The organism is Pseudomonas sp. Lb2C2, assembly GCF_052112205.1.
Classification (GTDB): domain Bacteria; phylum Pseudomonadota; class Gammaproteobacteria; order Pseudomonadales; family Pseudomonadaceae; genus Aquipseudomonas; species Aquipseudomonas kilonensis.
Genome location: NZ_JAUTYW010000001.1, coordinates 636,833 through 661,968 on the forward strand (window position 1 = coordinate 636,833; position 25,136 = coordinate 661,968).

The following is a 25,136-nucleotide window of genomic DNA, read 5'->3' on the forward strand; positions in this document are numbered from 1 at the left end:
AACAGCCGACCTGCTTCTTGATGAGACCGCGTTTTTCCTGTGGGAGCGAGCTTGCTCGCGATGAGCACTGCAACGCCGCCGTCATTGGCGGCTGCAGTCTCACCTTCAGCCCACCGGCAGTCGCAGATATTCCGGCTGTAGGTAGTTGAACCATAGCAGGATCATTTCCACCAGGATTGTCACCAGGACCAGCAAGCCGACGCCCCAGACACTCGCCGAGTAGAGCAGGCCCTGTTCTTTCCGAAGGCTCATGAACTTGGGCAATCCGACGAATAGCAGGAATGTCGAGTAGGCCGAGGCCAGCAACAAGACCGCCACCGCCAGCCAGCGATTCGGGTAGAGCCCGAAAATCCCGGCCAGGAAGTATGGCGTCGCGGTGTAGGCGGCGAAGCCGATACATTGGTTGACTGTCGGACGGACGTCGAAGGTGCGGGACATCCAGCGAATGAACAATCCCATCAGCGCAACACCGACCACGATGGTCAGGTACAGCAGCACGCACAACTGAAACGCGCTGGCGCGGCTGAGCCGTACCGTTTCGTTTTCGGCCAGGCTCCAACCGGTCCAGGTGGTTCCGATGAACAGGCACACTGCCGGAATCAGGGCCAGCAATAGCAGATGAGCCAGGTAATGGCGCGGATGAGCCTGTTCCTGCTCGCGAATGTCTGTCCAGGCGTACTCAGGGTGCGTGAACAGTTTGACGAAAGGTGCAGACATGACGACCTCCTGATCGGGACGGCCTCTGCATGAGGCCCTTACGGGTTTGAGGTACAGCAAAAGTCAGGGGTTTCATTTATTTCCAACACCTGTGCGGCGGGGCGACAAAGGGAATGAATCTCAACAGCAGGGGTCAACCCATCAGCATCCCTGAAGGACCTTCTGCCATGACTGTTGCCCAAACCCTGGTTGATTATCTACGTGAGCATGACCTGCGCCTGACCACGGCCGAGTCCTGTACCGCCGGGCAGATCGTCACTTTACTGGCCGAGGTGCCTGGCAGCGGGTCACTGATCGAAAGCGGCTATGTGGTGTATTCCCCTGAAGCCAAGCAACGCTTGCTCGGTGTCAGCCCACGCACTATCGATACCTTCAATCTGACCAGTCGCGAAGTGGCCGAGGAGATGGCCCTCGGCGCCTTGCGCGACGCCAATGCCAATGTCGCAGTGGCGACCACCGGGCTGCTCGGACCAGATGACAAGGACGGTATACCTGCCGGCACCGTGTGTTTTGCCTGGGCATTTGATGTGAACGGCCAGCGAGCGCTGTTCAGCCGCTGTGAACGGTTTTTTGGCAACCGCGGCCAGGTGCAATTGTGGGCCGCGCAATACGCGTTGCAGCGACTTCCGTTCTTTCACCAGCGTGCCGTGGCAGGTGAGCGTCGATAGGGACAGACCATGACCGATCCATACGAGCAGGACGACCACCGCAGCCGCCAGTTCCCGGTGCGCGAAGACATGGCTTTCCAGCACAAGGTCTGGCGCTTCGAGCGGGTGGGCTGGTACGTGTTGGTGCTGCTGGTGATCCTGACTTTGCTGGGGCTGTTTTCCCAGGGGCCGTTGAGCAGCCGGGAGCTGCACAGCAACGACGCCAGCCTGGGCGTCGAATACGAGGCCTTCCACCGAAACGGCTCCAGCAATCCCATGATCATCCGGCTCAAGGGTCAACCCAACGCCGTGCTGGAAGTTGAGTTGGGCGGCGACTGGCTGGAGGGTTTCGAGGTGCAAACGTTACAACCGACGCCGGTGCGCTCGGCAGGCGCGGGGCAGGGCATGACACTCTGGGTCCAGGCCGATGAGCGGGGACAAGCCAGCCTGCATCTGTCATTGCTCGCCGACGGGCTTGGCACCTATCACAGCCGCATCGCGGTCTCCGGCGGCGCGACGATCAGTTTCAATCAGTTCATTTTTCCTTAGGTGACCTATGGATTCGGTGCTGCGAGCTGCCGCGATGTATGCGGCATTGATGATCTTGTTCAAGATTGCCGGGCGACGTTCTCTGGCAGAACTCACCACCTTTGACTTCGTGTTGTTGATGATCATCGGCGAGGCCACTCAACAGGCCTTGTTGGGGGACGATTTCTCGATGACCAATTCGCTGATGGTAATCGTGACGCTGATTGCCATCGATGTCGGATTCTCATTGCTGAAGCTGCGCTCCACGTGGGTTTCGCGGCTGATCGACGGAGGTCCGACCATCATCGTCGAGGACGGGCGAATCCTCCGGGGGCGGATGCGCCATGCCCGGCTGGTAGAAGCCGACATCATGGAAGCGGCGCGCTCGAGCCAGGGTATCGAGACCCTGGAGCAGATCAAGTTCGCGATCATCGAGCGCAATGGGAAAATTTCGGTGATTGCCAAGGAGCAGTCCTGAGCGCTGTCGCTGGGCACTTTTTGTGACAGGGGGGCTGTTGTGGCGAGGGAGCTTGCTCCCGCTGGGGCGCGAAGCGGCCCCCAACGGGCAGACAACGTGGTGTTGGTGAGATCTGAGGGCTGCTCCGCAGCCCAGCGGGAGCAAGCTCCCTCGCCACAGGTAAAACACTGCGCTTTGCTTAAAGTATCGGCTTACCCCCGGTGATCCCATAGCGAGTCCCGGAGATGTAGCTGGCTTCGTCCGAGGCCAGCAGCACGTAGATCGGCGCCACTTCAACCGGTTGGCCGGGGCGGCCAAGCGGGGTCTGGGAACCGAAGTTCTGTACTTCCTCTTCTGGCATGGTCGCCACGATCAGTGGCGTCCAGATCGGCCCTGGTGCCACGCTGTTCACACGGATGCCCTTGGGGCCGAGCAGTTGCGCCAGGCCGCCGGTGAAGTTGGCGATGGCACCCTTGGTGGTGGCATACGCCAGCAGCGTCGGCTTGGGCATGTCGGAGTTGACCGAACTGGTGTTGATGATCGAGCCACCCGGCTTCATGTGCGACACCGCGGCCTGGCAGATCCTGAACATCGCCGTGATGTTGATATCGAACGTACGCACCCATTCTTCGTCGGATATTTCCTCAAGACTTTCATGGGTCATCTGGAACGCGGCATTGTTGACCAGGACGTCGATATGCCCGAAGCGGGCGACGGTGTCATCGACGATTTTGCGGCACTGGTCTTTGTTTGCCAGGTCCCCGGGCAGCAACAGGCATTGGCGCCCGGCCTGCTCGACCCAGCGCGCGGTTTCCTTGGCGTCTTCATGCTCGTCCAGATAGGCAATCGCCACGTCCGCGCCTTCACGGGCAAAGGCAATGGCGACGGCGCGACCGATGCCACTGTCCGCGCCAGTGATCAGGGCGATCTTGTTCGCCAGTCGTCCGGAGCCGGTGTAGCTCTGTTCGCCGCAATCCGGGTAGGGATCCATTTTCCGTTGGCTGCCGGGCACTGACTGGCTTTGTTTCGGGAAAGGTGGGAAAGGGTATTCGACCATTGTCGTTCTCCAGGCTTGGTTGCGATGGAGGGTGGACTGTGGGGTTTCGGGCAGAGTTCGGTCGGATTTTCTTGCCAGTCGATGAGCGTGATGACAGGCGTTTCGTCGGTGAATAGAGAGCTGCGACGAACACTGGATGAAACTGTACGCTTCAATGAAAGTACGGGTTTCGATAAGGAGCAGGACAATGTTCAGCCATATACAGATCGGTGCGCGTGACCTGCCGAAAATGGTCGCTTTTTATGACGCAGTCCTCGGCTGCCTGGGTCTGGAGCGTATCGAGGGTGAACACGACTCGGGCCCGCCGGGGGAGGGTTGGCAGCGGCCCGGCAAGCATTGGCCGCAGATTTTCGTCCAGCTGCCATTCAACGGTCTGCCCGCCACCTGGGGCAATGGCATGCAAGTGAGCTTCGCCGCCGACTCGCCGCAAACCGTCCGCGCCGCCTGGGAGCAGGCGATGGCCATGGGCGGTATCGACGAAGGCCCACCCGGCCCGAGGCCACAGTATTGCGAAGGCTATTTCGGGGCGTATTGCCGTGATCCGGAGGGGAACAAGCTGTGCTTTGTCCATGCGCCGGATATGCATGAGTAACTGTTGTGGCGAGGGGATTTATCCCCTCGCCACAATGGATTGTTGGCGCCTGTTGGATCAGCCCCTGGTTTTCAGGCTGCGCTCCATCCGCGCAATGCCTTCCTCCAGCAGCTCTCGCGGGCAGCCGAAGTTCAGGCGCACGAACTGACCAGCGTCGTCGCCAAAATCCAGGCCGGCACTAAGCCCCACCTTGGCTTCTTTCAGGAAGAAGCCCTGCGGGTCATCCAGCCCCAACCCGGAGCAATCCAGCCAGGCCAGGTAAGTACCCTGGGGCACGGTCATGGTGATGCCCGGCAGGCGGGAGTTCACCGCTTCGACCAGGTAATCACGGTTGGCTTGCAGATACGCCTTCAAGGCCTCTAGCCACGGGCCGGCTTCGCTATAGGCCGCACGGGTCGCTTCAAGGCCCAGGGCATTGACGCTGTCGACCATGCCGGCCCGGGCGCTGTTGACCCGTTCGCGCAGCTTGGCGTTCTGGATAATGGCGAACGAGGTTTTCAACCCGGCGATATTGAAGGCCTTACTGGCGGACATCAGGGTGATGGTGCGCTCGGCAATCTCCGGGCTGAGGGAGGCGGTCGGAATGTGCACGCGGCCGTCGAAACACAGTTCGGCATGGATTTCATCGGAGATGATCCAAGCGTCCTGCTCCAGGCAAATGTCTGCCACGGCCTTGAGTTCCTGGCGGTCAAACACCTTGCCCAACGGGTTGTGAGGATTGCTCAGCAACAGCGCGCCACCGCCCTGCAATGCTTCGCGCAATGCCGCCAATGGCGTGTGGAATTCACCGTTGACCGGGTTGAATGGCAATTCCACTTTGTTCAACTGCCAGTGACCCGGTGCGTTGCGCAGCGGCGGGTAGTTGGGCACCTGCACCACGACATTCTGCTGGGGTTCTACCAAGGCATGCAGCGCCATGTTGAAACCCGGTTCGACACCCGGCAGGAACACAATCTGCTGGGGCTCGACGCGCCAGGCGTACTTGCTCCACAGGTCGGCCACGATGGCGGCACGCAGATCGTCCTGGGCCACGCTGTAGCCCAGCATCGGATGTTCCAGGCGCTTGTGCAGCGCGTCGATGATCACGGGTGGGGCGGGGAAGTCCATATCGGCGACCCACATCGGCAACACATCGGCCGGGTAGCGGCTCCATTTGGTACTGCCGGTGCCGTGGCGCTCCAATACCGTGTCGAAATCGAAAGTCATGGGGGGTTCCATCAGTCAGTCATGAGATGGCGAACATCATAAAGCAAAGGTCAGTGAGAAAAGCTTGGTGGCGCAATGCCACCAATCGATGATAATCAGTTACAGTTCCATCTCGATACGCCGCCAAGACGTGAACGGCATTGGTAACGGACCCTCCAAGTCTCTGAAAAGGACGACCCCATGACATCGCCCGTGCGCTTTAACGATCACCACCGTAAAGCCGATCGCATCATGTTGGGGCTGCTTTGGCTCACGTTGTTGTATTCCCTGAGCCTGGCATTCCTGCACTCGACGTTTACCCAGGCGCTGCTGGTGGGGGCGACAACCTGCGTGGCGAGCACCGCGCTTTATCGCGCCTTGGCCGGCACCCGGGCCATGCGCTGCATTATCGCGGTGGCGTTGATGGTCATGGCGGCATTGCACATCAACCAGACCCGGGGCGTGATCGAATTCCACTTCGGGATTTTCGTGCTGCTGGCCGTGTTGACGTTCTACCGTGACTGGCTGCCAATTGTCGTGGCCGCCGCCACCATTGCGGTTCATCACCTCGGTTTTCACTGGCTCCAACACCAGGGTTATCCGGTGTTCGTGATGGATGCCCACGGTGGCTGGTCGATGATCTTTCTCCACGCGTTCTACGTGGTGGTGGAAAGTGTGATCCTGATTTACCTGGCGAACCAGAGCCTGGCGGACGCCACGGAAAACCAGGATGTGCTCGATAAGGTTCTGGTGGCGGCCGCGCAATTGAGCAACGACGCTGGCAGGCAGCACAGCGAGGGCGTCAAGGTCTCCTCGAGCGAGCGTTTCGATCATTTCCTCCAGCAGGTCACCCAATTGGTGGACGGCGTGGTACGCGACACCCGAAACCTCTCGGACCTGGGCCAGGACCTGTCCCAGGTCGGCCAGACCCTGGAAACCGGCGCCCGCCACCAACTCGACGAAGTGGCGCAGATGAGCGGCGCGATCAGCCATCTGGTCCAGGCCATGGAGAACATTGCCGGCCATGTCGACCAGACCTTGCAGCGCGCCGGCCAGGCCAACGAACAGGTCAACCGCGGGCGCAGCACGGTTGACCAGACCCGAGAAGAGATCGTCGAGCTGGCCGGGCGCATCAACCTGACCAACGAAACCGTGCAAGTCCTGGCTGAACAGGCGCAACAGATCGGCCAGGTGCTGGATGTGATCAACGGCATTGCCGAGCAGACCAACCTGCTGGCCCTCAACGCCGCCATCGAGGCCGCCCGGGCCGGTGAGCAGGGCCGCGGCTTCGCGGTGGTGGCCGACGAAGTCCGGACCCTGTCACAAAAGACCTCGACGTCCACCACGGAAATCCAGCAGATCATCGCCAAGCTGCAGCAGGGCAGCCGCCAGGCCGCTGTCGCCATGCAAGACAGCCGCGATGGGGTGGCGCGCTGCGTGTCCGCCAGCCAACTCGCTTCGCAACTGCTCCACGCCGTGGTGGAAGACATCGCAGTGATCAACCATTTCAACGACCTGATCGCCACTACCACCCAGGAACAATCCAAGGCATCAATGGGTATCAATGAGCGCTTGCAAAGCGTCCAGGCCGTGGCTGAGCGCAATGCCGACAACATTGGCATCCTGACTCGAAGCAGTCAGTGCCTGCCGCCGTTGGCAGAGCGGTTGGCGGTGTTGGGGCAAGCGTTTCATGGCAAAGCCGGGACGGTCTGAGCGGCAGGATCTGCAGTGACGACCGCGCCTACATACCGGTAGCAAACGCCGGAGGATGTTCGAGGGCCAACCGTATCTCGCGAAACGCAACTTCGTACTGGCAGAGCATGCGCAACGCCCAATCAGCACGTCCGCGAATGCGATTGTCGTCTTCGTGGGCCGGTTCCTGGTCGTTGAGCATCGACTCCACCTGCCGAATGATCAGATGTTCCGGCAAATACGTGATCCGGCAATTCTTGTAGCTCGACGCACGCAGCTCGGCGATGGGATAGGCACCGCCAAGTCCAGCCGAGACGCCCACCAGCAGCGCGGGTTTGTGCCCGAGCTCATTGATTCCCGCATAGAGGAAGAAGTTCTTCAGCGCGGGGCAGGCCATGCCGTTCCACTCCGGGCTGATCACGATCAGTGCCGTCGCTTTGGCGAGGATCGACTGTTGGGTACGCCACACCTCATCGTGGTCTTTTTCCGGCCAAAGCGGCAATCGGCAGGTGGCCAGGTCAATCAAGTCGCTGGCGTTACACAGGTTGAGATCCGCCAATCGCTGGCGTAGATAGCGCGCCACTTTGAGCGACTGGCTGTCCCCGCGGCTGGAGCCCGACAGCACAACGATATGGCGGCTCATTGCGTCACCTCCGGTTGTGCGCTGGCCTTGGGCGCGGTACGGCGTGAGCGCACGACAGGCCAGAACAATTCCTCTTGCCAACTGATCGGTGACAAATGCTCGATTCCATAGGCTGGCGGGCGTCGGCGCGTGATCTTTGCCGTCCCGAACAGCACATCCCATAGAAACAACAGGTTGCCGAAGTTGCCTTTGTAATGGGTGACACCGTCCTCGGCCGTCAAGCCATGGTGGGCAGAGTGGGTGGACGGGGTGGAAATTATCCGCTCCAGAAGCCAGGCCACAGGCCGCAAACCACGAACCCCATAAAGCTTGTCATCCCATGCAACACTGCTGTGCGCCGCGAAAATAACAGTCATCTTGATGATCAGGTAAACGTAGTAGACCGGCGCGAGGCCCAGGTAGATCAGCATGCCGGACAGCCAGATCCCGGGCATGAGCAGGTAATAAAAACTGTTGTTGCGGTAAACGATCCGGACACTCATGTAGGGCGCGGAATGATGGGCGCGATGCAACGCATAGAGGGCGGGAACCCGGTGAGTCAGGCGATGCCACCAATATTGAGTCATGTCGTCCAGCAACAGGAACAACACGAACCCGGCGGCCCAGGGGATCGTCACCAGCGCGTCTTTCATCTGCGGGGCAACCAGGCTGAGCAACTTGCCGCTCAGCCACATGACGGCGGGGAAGGTGATTGCAACCAGGATCCCGGAGCCGATGACTTCAATCAGTACATCACGCCTGCCGGCCGATGACTGGCGCAAGGCCGAGCAAGCAAGTTCCAGCAAAATGAAGGCGAGGAATATCCCGGCCACGACTGCAGAAGGATTATTGGCGAGCATTGTTGTATTCATGGCACTCTCGATTAAGGCCCCAGCGGGCAATGCCATTTCATTAGAAGCCAGCGAGTCAGCCCTCCCAATGCGCGAAACGGACAGAATCGAGCGAGAAGCGGTCAATCGTTCACCCCAACGCTTTCACCGGGGCAAATTGGGCCAGGTGCTGGAGCGCTTCCTGGACAGTCACGCTGGCGGGAGGCAAAAAGACTACAACCTGATCGAGCTGGATCAGCTCTGGCGCGAAGCGGCGCGTGTCGATCCGGCGATCGGCTTGAAACTGTTTGCGTTATTTAAGCCTCAGGACTGGCACGTCCTGGCTTATCTTTGCCTGTACAGCCCTGACGTCTTGTCGTCCATGCAGCTTTGGGCACGCTACGCCGCGCTCGCCTCGGACACCGATACGGTGCGCTTGCTCAATGACGAAAACGGCCTGGGTGTCGAGTTGAGTGTCGATGCGCCGGGGGATTTGGCGCGGTACGTCGTAGAGCACTATGGCGTGATGGCCGTTACGCAATTACGGCGAGGAACGGGACAGGACGTACGACCGGCTCTCGCCCAATTCGCCCATTCGCGGCCCTCGTATTACGCCCAATACAACCAATGGTTCGGCGACCGTGTCGAGTTCAACTGCCCGGTCAACTGTTTCTACTTCGATGCCCCAAGCGCACGCCTGCCGATGCAGACGCGTCATCACGGCATGTTGGAACTGTTGACCCAGGAACTCGACCGTCGGGTTGCCGCGCATCGCCATTTCACCGGCTGGTCGGCCAGGCTGGCCGATGGTGTTCGGCGATCACTGGCCAGAGGCGAAACGCCAACGCTGGTCGATCTGGCGCAAGCACTGCACCAGACGCCGAGAACCTTGCGCAGACGCCTTGAGGAGCAAGGCACGACCTTCAGGCAGTTGCTCGACCAGGTTCGCGGCGAACTGGAGTTGCTTTTGGAAATGCAGGGCGAATCCCTGGCGCAGATTGCCGCTCAGCTGGGTTACAGCGATACGACCGCGTACCTGCATGCACGAAGCAGATGGCGTGCCGTTAAGTAAGGCAACCATCCAGCCCTCCTGATACGAATGTATCTCTGTGTATCGAAGGCCATTGTTGATACGGACGATTTCATTCAAGGCCGTCGCTGACACATGCGCGATACCTGGCCGACGTCAAATGGGGCCCATCGAGACAGCCCAAGCCCGTCTCATTGGCCCACCCCACGTCGTTTGCAAGGAGCTCCACATGGACACACCTCTGTTGAATCCTACATCCGCATCCCGGCATCGCCGCCTGTTCGCGCCAACCGTGCTGGCGTTCGCGATGATGCAGCTGGGTGCATTGGGATTGAGCGCTTCCCAGGCAAGCGCGGCCGATGTGCCCGCGAGCACAGTCGGCGCGATTACCCCCGGCAGTCACACTTCGTTCGGCCCGCTCAAGCACGTCAAGGCCGGCCTGCTGGACGTTTCCTATGCCGAGGTCGGTCCCGCCGACGGGCCGGTGGTGATCCTGCTGCACGGTTGGCCTTACGACATCCACAGCTATGCGGATGTGGCACCGGCGCTGGCAGAGAAGGGCTATCGCGTGCTGATTCCGTATGCTCGCGGTTATGGCGATACGCGTTTCCTGGCGGCCAAGACCCTGCGCAACGGCCAGCCTTCTGCACTGGCAAGCGATCTGATTGATTTCATGGACGCACTGAAGATCAAGCAGGCCGTGCTCGGCGGTTATGACTGGGGCGCACGCACCGCCGACATTGTCGCGGCCCTTTGGCCGGAGCGGGTGAAGGCGCTGGTGGCGGTGAGTGGCTACCTGATCGGCAGCCAAGAGGCCGGCAAGACACCGCTGCCACCGGCCGCCGAACTGCAGTGGTGGTATCAGTTCTACTTTGCGACAGAGCGTGGTCGCCTGGGCTACGAGAAAAACACCTACGACTTCGCCAAGCTGATCTGGAAGCTGGCGTCGCCAAAGTGGAACTTCGATGACGCAACGTATGAGCGAAGCGCCGCTGCCTTGCGAAATCCCGATCATGTCGCCGTTTCAATCTTCAACTATCGCTGGCGCCTGGGCTTGGTCAAGGGCGAAGCCAAATACGATGGGCTGGAAAAGAAACTGGCGATGTTCCCGTCGATCAGCGTGCCGACCATCACTCTGGAAGGCGACGCCAACGGCGCTCCCCACCCGCCTGCCGAAGCCTATGCCAAGCGTTTTACCGGCAAATACGAACATCGCCTGATCGATGGTGGCGTCGGCCACAACTTGCCGCAAGAAGCACCGCAGGCGTTCGCCCAGGCGGTGATCGACGCCGATCATCTTCAATGATGCCGCGTTCCCAGCCTCTGAAGTGAAGGGTTGCCTGAAACAACGGATTTTCCTCCCAAGGGCTGATACCTGAAATCACCTTGGATCAGGCAAGCATGCCGGCGGATCCGGCAAGCGGATTGGCATTTCGCTCCACATACTCTCGCGGCCCTGAGGCCCTGCCACAGCTGTATCCGAGTGGCAGGGGCCTTTTTAGGCCATCGAAAACATGTGTGCGAGTGCTTGATATGGAAAACAACGCGATCCGCTTTGCCTGCAACGGCTGCGGGATTTGCTGCAAGGGTCGGCTGATTCCACTGACGCTGGACGAGGCAAGGCAGTGGCTGCAACGCGGACATGAGGTGGCGGTCGTACTGGAGGCGTTCGACGAGTCGACCTGGCCTTCGGAGCCTCTACAATTCGCCCATAGCGCCCAACGGGCCGTGGAAGTCACCAGTGGCGATGCCCAGATTCGAGTCGTTGCGGTACTGGCGGGCAATGCGCTGACGCAGTGCCGCAATCTCGGCGACGATGGCCGTTGCGGTATCTATGAAGAACGGCCGTTGGTCTGTCGAATCTACCCAATGGAAATCAATCCGCTCATTGCCTTGCGTCCAGCCGACAAGATCTGTCCTCCCGAAGTCTGGGAGACGGGCGAGGTTTTGTTTACCGACCGTGTCGTCGATCCGGTCCTGGCCGATCAGATCGAACGTTCCCGCCAGGCGGACAGGGATGATGCCCAGGCCAAGATTGCGCTGTGTGAAGCGATGGGCATGAACGTCGCGGCTTGGAAGGGCAACGCGCTGGCGGTGTACTTGCCTGATCGAGTGCAGTTGGCTGAGGCAATCAATCGCTACGACCGCGCCCCCGTGGCACCGGCTCGCCGGGATTGGAAAGTGCGGGTCGAGACGCCGGCCCTGGCTCAACGACTGGGGCAAGTGGGTGTCGCGCTGGATGATCAACGGTCAACCGGCTATATCTTCCAGAATCTTTAGCCCCCCGGAGAAGCCATCATTTTGTGCATCTCACGCCATTGAAACATCTTGTCATATCTAGATGGATGTGACTGATGCTGGCTATGGATCGTTGAATCGTGCAAGAAATTGCGCCAATCAGGCAAGCGACTCGAACCGCCGACCCAGCATACTGCGTCCATATTGATCAACGACTTGCGGTGATGCCGAACATTGTTCGCCATCACCGCAAGTCGTGGGCCCGATGTTTTCAAGGAGTGAAATGTGCACACCGATTTCAACAGCGACCAGGGCGCCAGCGACATCAGTCGCCTGGCCGGCTCGGTCAGCCAGCTTGTGCCCAGCGAAGGCGACCAGATCACCGCCATTGCCGGCTTGAGCCTGCATCGGCGCAAAGCAATCACCGCGCCGATGCATTGCATCTACGGCCTGGGCATCGGCGTGACCTTGCAAGGCCGCAAGCAAGCCATGATCGGGGACGAGATACTGACCTACGCGCCCGGCCAGTCCATGGTGACGTGCGTGGATCTGCCGGTCATTTCCCATGTTTCCCAAGCCAGCGTCGCCAAGCCATTCCTGGGCATGATGCTGAGATTCGACAGCACGATGGTGATGCAGGTGGCCGAGCGCATGCAGTTGTCACAACGCATGAGGGACGACGCGTTTCGACCGATTACCGTACAAGCGCTGGATGCCGGGGTGCTGGACGCCCTGCGACGCTTGATAGACCTGCTGGAGGAGCCGCCGCTGCTTGAGACAGTGGCTCCGCTGATCAAGGAAGAGATCATCGCTCGCCTGTTGAGCGGTGCCCACGCGCCGCAGTTGCTGCATGTGATCGCTGCCGGGTCACCCAGCCAGCACATTGCCAAGACCGTCGCCTGGCTGAAACTGAATTTTCGCCAAGCGTTGCGCATGGACGATCTGGCGGCACAAGCTCACATGAGTCCTTCCACGTTTCGCCTGCATTTTCGCACCGTGACCGGTATGAGTCCGTTGCAATACCAGAAGCAGCTACGGCTACAAGCCGCTCGGCAGTTGATGTTGAGCCAGAACGTCGACGCGAGCAGTGCAGGGGGCTTGGTTGGTTATGAAAGTGCCTCGCAGTTCAGCCGTGAATACAGCCGTCTCTTCGGGGCGCCGCCGCAACGGGACATCAAGCGCATTCGCTTGTGATTGTGAGGCATGCCTGGCCTTGCGACCAGACAGCCTCACACCCCGGTCACGCCAACTTGAAAGGCAACTCACGCAACGGTTTACCCGTCAGGCTCGCCACCGCGTTGGCAAAAGCCGGGGCCAGTGCCGGCAGGCCGGGTTCACCCATCCCCGTAGGAGGCTCGGCGCTGGGCACGATTTGGACGGCAAACGTCGGCATGTCGGTAATGCGCGGCACGCTGAAGTCGGCAAAGTTGCTCTGCTGCACCACGCCATCTTTCAGGGTGATCGCGCCACCTGGCAGGCACATCGACAACCCCATCAGCGCCGCGCCTTGGACCTGGGCCTCGACACTGCGTGGATTGACGGCCAGGTTGCAGTGCACACCGGCCGTCACGTTATGCAGCACCGGACGGCCGTCCTGCACCGAGGCTTCGACGACGTAGGCCACCACCGAGCTGAACGACTCGTGGACCGCCACGCCCCAGGCATGGCCCGCCGGTAACTGGCGCTTGCCATACTCGCTCTTGTCCACGGCCAATTGCAGCGCCTCGCGATGGCGCGGGCTCTGCTCACCAAACAGCTTCATCCGGTAGGCCACTGGATCCTGTTTGGTCGTGCGGGCAATCTCGTCGATCAGCGTTTCCATCACAAACGCCGTGTGGGTGGAGCCCACGCTGCGCCACCACAGCACGGGAACGTTGAGCTTGGGGTGATGAACCGTCAGCCGCATGGGCAGTGGATAAGGGTTGCGCAGGCCTTCAGTTGCAGTTGGATCGATACCATTTTTCACGCGCCCGCCAAACACGGTGCCGGTGATGATCGATTGGCCCACCAGGGCGTGGTCCCAGGCGAGCACCTTGCCGCTGTCGTCAAAACCGATGCGCGCACGGTGCAGGTGCATAGGGCGATAGTAACCGCCCTTGATGTCGTCCTCCCGGCTCCACAGGGTGCGGATAGGGGCGTTGACCCCGGCGGTGCGGGCGGCCTTGGCGACCTCGCAAGCCAGTACGACGAAATCGTTGGTGGGCACGCCGCGCCGGCCAAAACCACCGCCAGCGGTCTGCACGTTCACCTGGATCTGCTCTGGCTTGAGGCCCAGCACCTTGGCAGCCGCGGCACCATCACCGCCGGGGAACTGCGTACCGACCCACAGTTGAGCGCTATCCCCGGCAAGCTGCACGGTGCAATTGAGGGGTTCCATCGGCGCGTGGGCGAGGTAGGGAAACACGAACTCGGCGTCCAGTTGATGCGGCGCGCTGGCAAGCGGCGTCATGTCGGCATCAAAGTGCAACGGACCCGGCTTGCCCGCCAGTTCCCGGTATTGAGCCAATTGTTTCTCGCTGTCCACTTTTTCTACAGCGCTCGCATCCCACTCCACCTTCAGCGCATCGCGTGCCAGCTTTGCCTGCCAGTAACTGTCGGCAACCACCGCAACACCTTCGGCACCACCGTCCAGCGGTACGCGCACCACGGCTTTTACACCTTTCGCTGCACGTGCCGCGCCGTCATCCAGGGAGGCGATCCTGGCGCCGAACACGGGAGGCCGGGCGACGACCGCCGTGAGCTGCCCCGGCAGATGCATGTCGATGCCGAAATTCTGCTGACCGCTGCTCTTGGCCTTGGCATCGATACGGGTGGTGGCCTGGCCGATGATGCGGAAATCCTTGGGATCCTTGAGCGTGATCTGCTCGGGCACGGGCATCGCCATCGCGGCTTCGGCCAACTCGCCGTAGCTCGCTTTACGGCCGGCCGGGCCGAGTACCATGCCGGCTTGAGTGCTCAGGCTCGCCACGTCGACGTTCCAGCGTGCGGCGGCGGCACTCAGCAGCATGGCGCGAGCACGGGCGCCGAGTTCGCGGTACTGGGTATAGCTGTTCTTGATCGAGTTGGAGCCGCCGGTGAGGTGGATGCCGAAGGCCGGGTCCATGTAGGCGGCGTCGTTGCTGCCGTTGCGACTGCGCACCAGGCTCCAGTCGGCATCGAGCTCCTCGGCGAGAATCATCGGCAAGCCGGTCTGCACGCCCTGGCCGAACTCCAACCGGTTGATGGTCACCGTGACTTCGCCATTGGGCGCAATCTGTACGAATGCGGAGGGCTGCTGGGTCGGCTTGAGCGGCGCTGCGACGGCGCCATTGGCCTCCTGGGCCAGGGCCAGGTGTGGAAACGCACCCAAGGCCAGCCCGCCGATGCCGACGATCTTGAGAAAGCTGCGGCGGGGCAGCGCAGCGGGGCCGTCAGCCTCGTCGCGTTCAAGCATGTGTTGCAAGGCGCGAGGCTGCTCGTTCGGAAAAATCTCGTTCAACATGGTCAGCTCCGATCAGGCAAGGGTTTTGGCGGCATCAGCCACCGCGGCGCGGATTCGGGCGTAGGTGCCACAGCGGCAGATATTGCCGGCCATGGCCGAGTCGATCTCGGCGGCCGTGGGCTGCTTGCCCTTGGGCTGGGCCTTGAGGAAAGCGGTCGCGCTCATGATCTGGCCGCTCTGGCAGTAGCCACACTGCGCTACGTCGTGTTTGACCCACGCCTCGTGCACGGCGCTGCCGACCGGATCACTGCCGTTGGTTGCCGCTTCGATGGTGGTGATCTTCTTGCCTTCAGCGGCGGCGATGGGCGTCACGCAGGAACGAATGGCCTGGCCATCCAGGTGCACGGTGCAGGCACCACACAGCGCCGCGCCGCAGCCGAACTTGGTGCCGGTCATGCCCAGCGTGTCGCGCAAGGTCCAAAGAATCGGGGTGCTTGGGTCTACGTCGACCGTGTATTCACGGCCGTTTATGTTCAGGGCGCTCATAGGGGGACCAGCTCCAGATGGTTTGGCTCTGGTTTACTATAGGAACAATTGCATGGGGCTGATTGCACAATCCGGGCGGATGCTTGCCTGATCGTGCGAATCAGCCGAGCCAGGTGTTCACGCTCATCAGAAACGGTACAGATAACCGAACAACACGCTGTTTTCGGTGGAACGGTCCACCAGCGGGCTGTCCTTGATCTCATCGGAGAGGCTCGTTGCCTTGACGTCGAGAAATAGGGAATGCTGTTTATCGAACATGTAATCCCCACGAACACCCCATTCGGTGTTGAGGCCAGACTTCCCTTCATAGGCCGCACGATCAATACGCGCTTCGCTGTCGCGAACGCCAAAGTAGTAATCGACGTACTTTTTGTCCTGCCACATTGCCGTCAGCCGCGGCGTGAGCCTGACATGCTCACCCAAACGCCAAGACCTCTCCAATCCCAGGCTGAAGCGCTGCCCATTGCTGTTGCCCGAGACATCGGCTAGCCATTGGGCGCTGACATCGGCCAGATTGTTGTGCCATTGCACCTTGGCACCGGCCCAGAAGCCACCTTTGCGATCGCTCATGCCCTCGAGTATTCGAGCATCGTCATCGTCGTACCCACTGAAATCGTATTCACCCACGATGTTGAAATCGAGTTGCTGAGTGTCGCTGATGGTAAGGCTGGGGAGCTTGATCTCGGCGGTTGGGCCAAACACACGTAGGTATTCATTTTCAAAGTAGATCAGCGGAAGGGCCTGGCTCTCCCGATCAATGCCGGTATACGGTTGCTGGCTGCTGACCGCGCCAATACCCAGGCCCCAGGATGAGGACGGATCAGTGTTTGCGGGCTCGGCAGCAAGCGCGACCATCGACGAACACAAACCGAGCACGAATACTGAAGTGGCCGCGCTCAGCCGGATCTCTCTCGACGGTTTACAGGGAAACAGGGGCACGCAATGCATGGAGATCTCCAGTGGATAGGATGAAGGCACTCCTATCGTTGAAAACTTCTCCTTACTGGATACTTACCACGCCCGATTTGCGGGAGGCCCCGTGCAATCACCGATCGCCTTGGAGCAGGCGTGTGTAGAGCCAGGAGAGCGTCACGTGCAAGTTCCACTCCCTGGCCCCGAACAGTACTGACCGCTTACATCAACGGAATGCTATAGCTCACGATCAGGCGATTCTGATCCTGGTCACGAGCGATATCGCTTCGCGACATGCCGTTGCGCCAGCCGAAACCGACGTTCTTCAACGCGCCGCTCTGGATCACATAGTCCAGGGAAATATCACGTTCCCATTCACTGGCATCCTGGCCGCTGGCGGTCTGGATGTTGTCGCCCTTGAGGTACATCACCGACGCCTTCAAGCCCGGCACACCAAGCCCTGCGAAGTCATAGGCATATTGGGCGAATGCCGTGCGCTCACCGGCCTGGATGAATGTCTGGATGGTGCGGTCGGTGTATAGATAAAGACTCGCGCCGCCTTCACCTTTGCCCACCAGGCCGCCCTGGTTGAGTTGTGTAAAGTTGCTGTCTTCGGACACGCTTTGATAGCCGGCGGTAATGGCATGGCCGCCCAACGAGTAAATGAACGCTGCACTCCAGGTATCGTTGTCGATTTCACCGCTGCCGTCCTTGGTATAGCCGCCGAGTTTGTAACCACTGGCGCGACCGGCTGCGCTGCTGTTCTTGCCATCGGACGTGGTCTTGAAATAACGCAGGTCGGTTTTCAACGAGCCGTATTCACCCAGTGGCAAAACATGCAGCAAACCGGCGAAGTGCTGCTGGTAATAATCTTCCAGATTGGCGTAGTAATACTGGGCGGTCAGGTCCTTGGTCAGTTTGTAATCGCCACCGGCAAAGGTGAATTTGTTGCTTTCCTGGCTACCGCCCGCCACGGCCAGGCCGGCACTGTCGCTGGAAGCACGGCCGGTGGCGTGTTCCAGTTGCCCGGCGGTAAACGTCAGGTTGTCGATTTCATTGCTGGTGACTTGGCCACCCTCGAAGGTTTGCGGCAGCAGGCGGCCATCGTTGGAAACCAGTATCGGCAGCTTCGGCTGCAAAGTGCCATAACGCAGTTCGGTCTTGGAAACACGCATCTTCGCGGTTGCACCGAGACGCGACCATTGGTCCGCCGCCTTGTCACCATCGTTTGGGAACATCGAGCCGCCAACATGACGGCCCGCGCCGCTGTCGAGTTTCAGGCCCAGCAGACCCATGGCATCCAGGCCGAACCCCACGGTACCGTCGGTGAACCCGGATTGATAATTGAGCATGAAGGCCTGGCCCCATTCTTCGGTCTTCGAAGGTGCGGCAGCGCCATCACGGTTATCGTTGTTGAAGTAGAAGTTGCGCAAGTTCAAGTTGGCTTTGCTGTCGCTGATAAAATCAGCAGACGCCAATGGACTCAGGACCAGACTCACACCGCCAGTTAAAACACTCAGTACTTGAAATAGGGCTTTCATCAGGACGAACTCCACCGCGGAATCACTGTTCCGGGCATGTTGAAAAGGCAGCAGGAAGCTCTCGGCCGATCACCTGATGGGCCGATGCGTTAAATGACTCGTTAGAAAATCTTCAATGAATAGAGTGGGGTAGGGGATAAATCTCCAAAGAATGTCATCAGTGAAAGTCCCTGGGTTATCAGTCGATCAATCCATGAGCGTCATAAAAGGGGTACGGCCCGGGATATTCGCCAAACACGCCGTTATGGGTCACCAACCCCTGTCCATGCCAGTGATGCAGCAGGTAGCCGGGTGGTTCCAGGTTGAAATGCGCGGGAGCGGTTGGCTGTAGATCCAGGACAATTTGATGGGAGGTGCCGGGACACACGCAGCTCAGGCTGCCACCAAAGCGTCGCTGCATCGGCCGATGCAAATGCCCGCATAGCAGGCGCTCTACCTGCGGATGACGGGCGATGACCTGCTCCAGCGCCGAGGCGTTGATGAACGGTTCGCGGTCCATGTGGCCGATGCCGCTGATAAACGGCGGATGGTGCAGGACCAGCAGCGTTGGCACGTCGGGACGACCGGCCAACTGTTCATCGAGCCAGCTTAATTGGCTGTCCAGCAACCGGCCGCCATGGCCGCCGGGAATGGTGCTGTCCAGGCCGATCAGGCGCAGCGGATGCGCGTCGACCACCCAATCCAACGGAGCCCCAGCCACGCTTGGCAAGTAGTCATGATCGGCAAACGCCGCCCGCAAATGTTCGCGGTTGTCATGGTTACCGGGCACCAGGTAGCAAGGCATGTGCAGGCGCGCCAGTTCGGGGTGCAGCACGGCGTATTCATCAGGGCGACCGAAGTCCACCAGGTCGCCACTGATCACCACGATGTCGGGACGCGGCACCCGGGTATTCAAATGATCAACGGCACGACGCAACGCGGCGAGGGTATCGACGACGCCATAGGTCAGTTTTTCCCCGGCCTTGAGATGCAGGTCGCTGATCTGCGCAATGAGAAACGGATGATTCAAAATATGCCCTCTGAAAACACGAATATCACGATGACAAGGTGAACAGCACCTGCGGCTCGATGGCCAAGGCAACCAGGGCACCGGGGGTATGTATGACGCCGTCGGTGCTGTCCACCAGCAATGGTTGGGCGGCGCCGACGTCCACCAACAGGCGGCTTTGGGCTCCCTGGAAAAACTGGCCCACCAGGCGCCCGCGCAGATGCCCCTCGTTGTCCATCACCCGCAAATGCTCGGGACGGCAATAGACGGTGGCGGGCAACCCGGCACCCAGCCATGGCAACTCTCCGCCATGGACTTTCAAGCCCAGGGGCGTGTGTTTGAGCACTGGAAAAGCGTTGAGGTTGCCGACAAAACTGGCGACGAAAGCGTTGGCCGGTTGCTGATAGATTTCCCGTGGGCTGGCCAATTGCGCGACGCGCCCGCGCTCCATGACCAGGATCCGATCGCCCAGCGCCATGGCCTCGCCCTGGTCGTGGGTGACGAACACGGCGGTAATGCCCAGATGGCGTAGCAACTGATCCAGCTCGCTGCGCAGGCGCTCACGCAATTGCGCGTCCAGTGCCGCCAAGGGTTCGTCGAGCAGCAATACCCGGGGCTTGGGCGCCAGGGCACGGGCGAGGGCGACCCGCTGGCGCTGGCCGCCGGACAGCTCATGGATGTTGCGCTTGCCATGGTCCTGAAGGCCCACCAGTTCCAGCAGCTCGCAGCAGCGCTTGTTCCGTTCGGCAGGCGCCATGCCGCGAATCTTCAGGCCATAGACGATGTTGCCGGCCACATCCAGGTTGGGAAACAACGCATAGTTCTGGAACACCATGCCCACGTCGCGCCGCTCGATGGGCAGGCGGGTAACGTCGGTGTCGCCAAAAAACACCTGCCCCACATCCGGGCGTTCGAGCCCGGCGATCAGCCGCAGGGTGGTGGTTTTACCGCAACCGGACGGGCCGAGGATCGCCAGGGTTTCGCCGGCCTCTATGGTCAGGTCCAGGTCATGCACGGCAACGGTGCCGTCCGAGAACGCCTTGCGGCAACCCGCCAGGCGAATGGTGGTTCCGGTCATCGTTTTTCTCCACGGGAAAGGCGTGCGCTGATGGCCTGCAATGCAATCAGCAGCGGCACGATCATCAGCAGGAATATGAGGGTGTAGGCGCTGGCGACTTCCAGCCTGGCCGAGGCATAACTGTCGGCCAGGCCCACCGGCAGCGTCTTGGTCATCGGCGTGTGGAGCATCCAGGTCAGGTTGAACTCGCCCAGCGACAGCGTGACAACCATGAGTACCCCGGCGAGAATCCCTGCCCGACAATTAGGCACCACCACACTGAAGAATCGTCGCAACGGCCCGGCACCAAGGCTGGCCGCTGCTTCTTCCAGGACGGGCAAGTGCTGGCGTTGCATCACTGCCATCACCGGGCGCACCAGGAACGGCAGGGTGAACAGCACATGGCCGACGAGAATGAACAGCCAGCTGCTGCGAAATCCGCCAAACTGCCCATAGGTGAGCAGCAATGCCAGGGCGCTGGCCAGGCCTGGCATCGCCACCGGCAGCACCATCAACTCCTCGAACGCGCGGCTGAAGCGGTTGTTCATCCGTACCAGTGCATAAGCCGCCGGAACACCCACCACGCAGACGCACAGTGCGCAGGCCACGGCCAGTTGCAGGGAGAGCCAGACCGTCGGCGAATAGGCCTGCCAGACTTGCACCAGCCAATCGAACGTCAGGCCGCTGGACACGCCCTGGAAATAATTGCGTGTCAGCCCGGCCAGCAGCGACATCAGCACCGGCACCAACATGAACGCGCAGACCAGCAGGGTGAACAGCAACTGGCCGATGAACAGTGTTGAGCGTCTCACAAGACTGTCCTCGAGTTTTTCGCCAGGCGTCTGGCCAATAGCAGCACCGCCCAGGTCAGCGCCCCCAGCACCACCGACAGCGCAGCGGCCACGGCGAAATTGGCGTAGTTGGTGAACACGTTGTAGATCGCCACCGGGGTCACGTTCAGGCGGGTGCCCAAGGTGAAGGCCGTCCCGAACGCGCCCATGGAGGTGGCAAAGCAGATCGCTCCGCACGAGACCAGCGCCGGCGCCAGGCCTGGGACGATGACATCGCAGATCACTCGCCAGTGGCCGGCGCCCAATGAATGGGCGGCTTCTTCCAGGCTGCGATCCAGGCTTTCGCAAGCGGCCATCACCGTGAGGATCACCCGCGGAATCGAGAAGTACAGGTAACCGATACAAAGGCCCATCAGCGAGTAGGCGAAGATCCAGCGCTCACCTGCCAGCTCAAGACCGAGACTGGCGAACAAGCCTTGGCGCCCAGCCAGTAGAATCACCAGGAAACCGACGACCACACCGGGGAATGCCAGCGGGAAGGTCAACAAGGCGACCAACAGCGAACGAGCGAAGAAGCGCTGGCGACTGAGGAAAACCCCACTGATGCCTCCCACCAACAGCGCCGCGAGGGTTGTCGCCAGAGCCAGCAGGCAAGTCTGTGCCAGGCTGCCCAGGTATTGCGCACTGCCCAGGACCTGCCAATAACCGTTTTCGCCGCCGTCGCGACGTTGCCCGCCCAGCACGATCAGATGCGCCAGCGGCAACAGCCAGAAGGCGAACAGCACCGCTGCCGCAGGCGCCAGGGCCCAGGCCGCGGTCAGCCGCAAACGCGGCACCGTGGCCTGGCCCGACGAGACTCCCCGGGCTTTTATTACCGAGGCGGTCACTTACTTGACCTCTTTCAGGTAACGCGCGGAAAAGGCTTCCTGCGCCGCCGCCATCTGCTCGTAGTTGACCACGCCGGCCCGGGCGTAATCGCTATCCGGCAGGAACTGCGCGGCGATGTCGGCAGGCATTTTCATCGCTCGCACTGGCCGCAGGTACGCCTTGGCCCAGAGCGCCTGGCCTTGCTCGGACAGGACGAAATCCAGGACCTTCTCGGCGTTGGCCCGATGGGGCGCGTTGTCGACGATGCTCATCACGTAAGGCACGCTGATGCTGCCTTCCTTGGGAATCACGAAAGCGACGTTGGCCTTGTCCTTGTAGCGCGCCCGGTAGGCGTTGAAATCGTAATCGACCAGGATCGGCAACTCCCCGGACAACACCCGCGCATAAGCGGTCTGCTTGGGCACGATGGGCGAGTTTTTCGCCAGTTTCTGGAAGTAATCGATCGCTGGCGTGAAGTCATTGAGGCTACCGCCCATGGCCTGGTTGATCGCTACCGCAGAAACGTAACCGACGAACGCACTGGACGGATCAAGGTAGCCGACCATGCCTTTGTACTCAGGCTTGAGCAGATCACCCCAGCTTTGCGGCACGGGCAGGCCGCCCAGCGCATCGACGTTAACCATGATGCCCAAGGTGCCGGAGTGAATGGCAAACCAGTGTCCTTGCGGGTCCTTCAAACCGACCGGGATCTGCTCCCAGCCCTTGGGTTTATAGGTGCCGACCACCCCGGCTTTTTGCGCCTGCAAACCGAAGGTCACGCCGTAATACACCACATCCGCCACTGGCGCGGCCTGCTCGGCCACCAGTTGTGCCAAGGCCTGCCCGGAGTTCTTGTTGTCCAGCGGGACCTGCACGCCGGTGGTATCGGCAATGGCCTTGAGCTGCGTGCCCCAGTCGGCCCATTCCGGTGGGCAGTTGTAGCAAATCGCCGTTTCGGCAGCCTGGGCCAGGCTGGCAACGCCGCAAAGCAGCAACGTCGCCAGGGTTTTACTGAAGCGGATCATCAAGCGTCTCCTCGTAGGGTTGAGTACTTTCGCCCGGCCGGATATGGCAGGGCAGGCAATGGGAAACCGGTGCGGCGCCGCCGATCTGCGCCAGCAGTTGGTCGATCACGGTGCAGGCCAGGGCCTCGATAGGCTGGACGACGCTGCACAGCGTCGGGTGCATCTGAGTGCCGAGGGCGATGCCGTCAAAGCCAATGACCGAAAGCTGCTGGGGGACGTGCCAGCCGTTGCGGCGCAGTTGTGCAATCAGGCTGATTGCCAACAGATCGTTGGAGCAAACCAATGCACTGAGGGCTTGCGGGCCTTGCAGCAGTGGCTCGATGGCGGCGAAGTCGGCTTGGGTATGGGCCGGCATTTCAATCACCGGCAGGCAGTCGAGACCGGCCTCACGCATGGCGTCGCAATAACCGGCGTAACGCAGGCGAGCACGATCCGATTGCAGGGCAGGGCCGGCAACCATGCCAATGCGCCAATGCCCGGCTTCCAGCAGATAGCGCGTGGCGAGGGCCATGCCGGCGCGGTTGTCCACCGACACGGCGCTGTAGTCCGGATTGCCCGGCTGGTGATAGGCCAGCACAAAAGGCGTGTCCTCGTTGTCCAGGCTTTGCAGCACGCGGTTGCTCTCGGCGTCGGTCACCGTGAGGACCAGGCCATCGACGCGCTGGCGCAACAGCTCCTCGACCACCACGCTTTCGCGCTCGCTGCTGTAGTCGGTCGTCGCCAGGAGCAGGTTGTAGCCGCGCAAGCGCGCAGCGCGCTCCATGGCCTGGAATTGTTCGGCGAACACGGGATTGAGCAGGTTGGGGACCACCACGCCGATCAGCTTGGTCACCTGCAGGCGCAGTTGGCGGCCCAGACGATTGGGCCGAAAACCCAGTTGGCGCGCAGCGGCGAACACCTGCTCGCGGGTGGCCGGACGCACCACTTCAGGGGAGGCAAAGGTGCGGGCCGCGGTTGCCCGCGAGACCCCAGCCAAACGTGCCACTTCTTTCAAATCAGTCATTGTCACTCGCTTGAGATCGATCTCATTGGCGAGGACAGTACTCAGGGCTTATGGCGTTTTGGCGACGCAGTGATGACAATTTGATGTCAGTGGCTGATATCTATCGTTGGGGGCTATCCAGGGCGCATGTGCAGACTCAGCGCAGGCTTGCGGTAAACCCGTACTGCCTGGCGGACCATACCACCGCCAACGTCAGCAGCAAGAGAGCGACCAGCACAGGCGCAAAGGCAACGACACCGAGGTGATCGAGCAGCACGCCCCCCACGATCCCGCCACCGGCAATGGCGACGTTCCAGGCCGTGACCAACATCGACTGGGCGAGATCCGCTGCCTCTGCGGCCGTCTTGGCGATTGCCGTCTGGAACAACGTCCCGGCCCCTCCAAAGGCGATTCCCCAGGCCGCTACCGCGATATAGATCGCGGCAGGGTTGTCGCTCATGGCGCCTAGCGTCAGTGCCGAGATGGCGAACAGCGCCGTGCTGGCAAGGGTCAACGCCCGTAGATGGCGATCGATCAGCACGCCGACGACCCAGATGCCCAGCAACGATGCGACCCCGAAGACTAGCAGAACCAGGTCGATCCGCTCGCCCAGGCCCGCCGTCATCAGGAACGGCGCGATATAGGTAAAGAGAATGTTGTGCGCCAGGACAAAAGCCAGCACCACGAACAACACCGAGCGAACGCCCGGCAGGGTGAAGACCTGGCGCAACGCAAGGCGTTTGCCGGTGGTTTGCCCGGGAAAGTCAGGCACCTTGAGTCGCACCCAGACCATCAAGGCGACGGCGAACACGCTCATGATGGCAAAGCTCATCCGCCAACCGATCAAATTACCGAGCAAGGTGCCGGCCGGTACGCCCCGGGATAACGCCAAGGGTGCGCCCACCATGGCAATCGCAATCGCCCGACCTTTCTGGCTCTCGGGCACCATACGGGCGGCATAACCGGCCAACAAGGCCCAGAGCAGCCCGGCCGATACGCCACCCAGCAAGCGCGCAACGATCGTCAAGCCATAATGGGACGAAAGCGTCGTCACCGTATTGGCCACGGCAAAACCGGCAATGGACACCAGCAAGAGCGACCGGCGCCGCATGCCTTGGGTCGCGGCCGTCAAGGGAATGGCCGCCAGCAAGGAACCTATCGCGTAGACCGTGACCAACTGGCCGGCGAGGGCTTCGGAAATAGCCAACCCTTCGCTGATCTGTGAGAGAAGGCCGGCGGGCAAGGCTTCGGTGAGAATGGTCACGAACGCCGCCAGCGCGAGGGCAAACAGTGATCCGATGGGGAGCGGCGCAGCGTCTTGAACGACCTCGGCACCAGTGTCGATATGGGTATTGGCAATCGTCATGTGTCACCTGCTTGAAACGCTTCTGACCCGCCAGATGGCGGCGTC

25 protein-coding genes are annotated in these 25,136 nt (G+C 61.0%); 9 read left to right on the top strand and 16 right to left on the bottom strand.

Going from position 1 to position 25,136, the window contains the following annotated elements; all coding sequences use genetic code 11:
- Window positions 1–105: 105 nt before the first annotated feature.
- Window positions 106–717 carry a Yip1 family protein gene (locus Q7F16_RS02675; protein WP_409555576.1) on the bottom strand — a complete coding sequence of 204 codons (612 nt, stop codon included), beginning with the start codon at window positions 715–717 and terminating at the stop codon, window positions 106–108.
- Window positions 718–884: 167 nt separating this feature from the next.
- Between Q7F16_RS02675 and Q7F16_RS02680 the strand changes: the two genes are divergently transcribed.
- The 3 genes from Q7F16_RS02680 to Q7F16_RS02690 are packed head-to-tail and all read left to right on the top strand — an operon-like array spanning window position 885 to window position 2,370.
- Entirely contained in the window at window positions 885–1,385 is a 501-nt protein-coding gene (locus tag Q7F16_RS02680) for a CinA family protein (protein ID WP_409555577.1), read from the top strand.
- A 9-nt stretch (window positions 1,386–1,394) separates the two neighbouring features.
- Complete coding sequence (locus Q7F16_RS02685; protein WP_046062390.1) at window positions 1,395–1,913, top strand: hypothetical protein; 519 nt, start codon at window positions 1,395–1,397, stop codon at window positions 1,911–1,913.
- A gap of 7 nt (window positions 1,914–1,920) precedes the next feature.
- Window positions 1,921–2,370: a DUF421 domain-containing protein gene (locus Q7F16_RS02690; RefSeq protein ID WP_046062391.1), complete on the top strand. Its 450-nt coding sequence runs from the start codon at window positions 1,921–1,923 to the stop codon at window positions 2,368–2,370.
- A 178-nt stretch (window positions 2,371–2,548) separates the two neighbouring features.
- On the opposite strand, the gene Q7F16_RS02695 is transcribed toward Q7F16_RS02690, so the two are convergent.
- Window positions 2,549–3,406, bottom strand: coding sequence for an SDR family oxidoreductase (locus Q7F16_RS02695; protein ID WP_409555578.1), 858 nt, complete (start codon window positions 3,404–3,406; stop codon window positions 2,549–2,551).
- A gap of 187 nt (window positions 3,407–3,593) precedes the next feature.
- Between Q7F16_RS02695 and Q7F16_RS02700 the strand changes: the two genes are divergently transcribed.
- A complete protein-coding gene (locus Q7F16_RS02700) occupies window positions 3,594–3,998 on the top strand; it encodes a VOC family protein (RefSeq protein WP_046062393.1) in 405 nt (134 codons plus the stop codon).
- A 57-nt stretch (window positions 3,999–4,055) separates the two neighbouring features.
- On the opposite strand, the gene Q7F16_RS02705 is transcribed toward Q7F16_RS02700, so the two are convergent.
- Window positions 4,056–5,204: a MalY/PatB family protein gene (locus Q7F16_RS02705; protein ID WP_046062394.1), complete on the bottom strand. Its 1,149-nt coding sequence runs from the start codon at window positions 5,202–5,204 to the stop codon at window positions 4,056–4,058.
- A 180-nt stretch (window positions 5,205–5,384) separates the two neighbouring features.
- Between Q7F16_RS02705 and Q7F16_RS02710 the strand changes: the two genes are divergently transcribed.
- Entirely contained in the window at window positions 5,385–6,896 is a 1,512-nt protein-coding gene (locus Q7F16_RS02710; RefSeq protein WP_046062395.1) for a methyl-accepting chemotaxis protein, read from the top strand.
- Between the two features lie 28 nt (window positions 6,897–6,924).
- Here Q7F16_RS02710 and Q7F16_RS02715 read toward each other — a convergent pair whose 3' ends face one another.
- Both Q7F16_RS02715 and Q7F16_RS02720 read right to left on the bottom strand, forming a co-directional pair.
- The gene (locus Q7F16_RS02715) at window positions 6,925–7,518 is read right to left on the bottom strand and encodes an NADPH-dependent FMN reductase (protein WP_409555579.1); all 594 of its coding nucleotides are present in this window, start codon (window positions 7,516–7,518) and stop codon (window positions 6,925–6,927) included.
- The gene (locus Q7F16_RS02720; RefSeq protein WP_409555580.1) at window positions 7,515–8,369 is read right to left on the bottom strand and encodes a sterol desaturase family protein; all 855 of its coding nucleotides are present in this window, start codon (window positions 8,367–8,369) and stop codon (window positions 7,515–7,517) included. Before Q7F16_RS02720 ends, Q7F16_RS02715 begins: the two co-directional genes overlap by 4 nt.
- Before the next feature lie 67 nt (window positions 8,370–8,436).
- On the opposite strand from Q7F16_RS02720, the gene Q7F16_RS02725 reads away from it, so the two are divergent.
- The 4 genes from Q7F16_RS02725 to Q7F16_RS02740 all read left to right on the top strand — a co-directional run bounded on the left by Q7F16_RS02725 (window position 8,437) and on the right by Q7F16_RS02740 (window position 12,789).
- The gene (locus tag Q7F16_RS02725; RefSeq protein ID WP_409555614.1) at window positions 8,437–9,399 is read left to right on the top strand and encodes an AraC family transcriptional regulator ligand-binding domain-containing protein; all 963 of its coding nucleotides are present in this window, start codon (window positions 8,437–8,439) and stop codon (window positions 9,397–9,399) included.
- A gap of 187 nt (window positions 9,400–9,586) precedes the next feature.
- Window positions 9,587–10,663 carry an alpha/beta fold hydrolase gene (locus tag Q7F16_RS02730; RefSeq protein WP_409555581.1) on the top strand — a complete coding sequence of 359 codons (1,077 nt, stop codon included), beginning with the start codon at window positions 9,587–9,589 and terminating at the stop codon, window positions 10,661–10,663.
- A gap of 227 nt (window positions 10,664–10,890) precedes the next feature.
- Window positions 10,891–11,637, top strand: coding sequence for a YkgJ family cysteine cluster protein (locus Q7F16_RS02735; RefSeq protein ID WP_046062400.1), 747 nt, complete (start codon window positions 10,891–10,893; stop codon window positions 11,635–11,637).
- A 243-nt stretch (window positions 11,638–11,880) separates the two neighbouring features.
- Window positions 11,881–12,789, top strand: a complete 909-nt coding sequence (locus tag Q7F16_RS02740) for an AraC family transcriptional regulator (RefSeq protein WP_095962736.1) — start codon at window positions 11,881–11,883, stop codon at window positions 12,787–12,789.
- 46 nt (window positions 12,790–12,835) lie between these two features.
- Here Q7F16_RS02740 and Q7F16_RS02745 read toward each other — a convergent pair whose 3' ends face one another.
- The 11 genes from Q7F16_RS02745 to Q7F16_RS02795 form a co-directional block, all read right to left on the bottom strand.
- On the bottom strand, window positions 12,836–15,076 hold the full coding sequence (locus tag Q7F16_RS02745) for a xanthine dehydrogenase family protein molybdopterin-binding subunit (protein ID WP_409555582.1): 2,241 nt from the start codon (window positions 15,074–15,076) through the stop codon (window positions 12,836–12,838).
- 12 nt (window positions 15,077–15,088) lie between these two features.
- The gene (locus Q7F16_RS02750; protein ID WP_014338368.1) at window positions 15,089–15,562 is read right to left on the bottom strand and encodes a (2Fe-2S)-binding protein; all 474 of its coding nucleotides are present in this window, start codon (window positions 15,560–15,562) and stop codon (window positions 15,089–15,091) included.
- Between the two features lie 126 nt (window positions 15,563–15,688).
- A complete protein-coding gene (locus Q7F16_RS02755) occupies window positions 15,689–16,501 on the bottom strand; it encodes a MipA/OmpV family protein (RefSeq protein ID WP_235399579.1) in 813 nt (270 codons plus the stop codon).
- A 194-nt stretch (window positions 16,502–16,695) separates the two neighbouring features.
- Window positions 16,696–18,015: an OprD family porin gene (locus Q7F16_RS02760; RefSeq protein WP_046062404.1), complete on the bottom strand. Its 1,320-nt coding sequence runs from the start codon at window positions 18,013–18,015 to the stop codon at window positions 16,696–16,698.
- 178 nt (window positions 18,016–18,193) lie between these two features.
- Window positions 18,194–19,024: a phosphodiesterase gene (locus Q7F16_RS02765; protein WP_046062405.1), complete on the bottom strand. Its 831-nt coding sequence runs from the start codon at window positions 19,022–19,024 to the stop codon at window positions 18,194–18,196.
- Between the two features lie 25 nt (window positions 19,025–19,049).
- Complete coding sequence (locus Q7F16_RS02770; protein WP_046062406.1) at window positions 19,050–20,081, bottom strand: ABC transporter ATP-binding protein; 1,032 nt, start codon at window positions 20,079–20,081, stop codon at window positions 19,050–19,052.
- Window positions 20,078–20,872 carry an ABC transporter permease gene (locus Q7F16_RS02775; RefSeq protein ID WP_046062407.1) on the bottom strand — a complete coding sequence of 265 codons (795 nt, stop codon included), beginning with the start codon at window positions 20,870–20,872 and terminating at the stop codon, window positions 20,078–20,080. The genes Q7F16_RS02770 and Q7F16_RS02775 overlap by 4 nt, the downstream gene beginning before the upstream one ends.
- Window positions 20,869–21,723 (bottom strand): ABC transporter permease, encoded by an 855-nt coding sequence (locus Q7F16_RS02780; RefSeq protein ID WP_409555615.1) that lies wholly within the window; start codon window positions 21,721–21,723, stop codon window positions 20,869–20,871. The genes Q7F16_RS02775 and Q7F16_RS02780 overlap by 4 nt, the downstream gene beginning before the upstream one ends.
- Window positions 21,724–21,738: 15 nt before the next feature.
- Window positions 21,739–22,743 (bottom strand): ABC transporter substrate-binding protein, encoded by a 1,005-nt coding sequence (locus Q7F16_RS02785; RefSeq protein WP_046062408.1) that lies wholly within the window; start codon window positions 22,741–22,743, stop codon window positions 21,739–21,741.
- Window positions 22,727–23,746, bottom strand: coding sequence for a LacI family DNA-binding transcriptional regulator (locus tag Q7F16_RS02790; protein ID WP_028236876.1), 1,020 nt, complete (start codon window positions 23,744–23,746; stop codon window positions 22,727–22,729). Before Q7F16_RS02790 ends, Q7F16_RS02785 begins: the two co-directional genes overlap by 17 nt.
- A 136-nt stretch (window positions 23,747–23,882) precedes the next feature.
- Window positions 23,883–25,091 carry an MFS transporter gene (locus Q7F16_RS02795; protein ID WP_409555583.1) on the bottom strand — a complete coding sequence of 403 codons (1,209 nt, stop codon included), beginning with the start codon at window positions 25,089–25,091 and terminating at the stop codon, window positions 23,883–23,885.
- Between the last annotated feature and the right edge of the window lie 45 nt (window positions 25,092–25,136).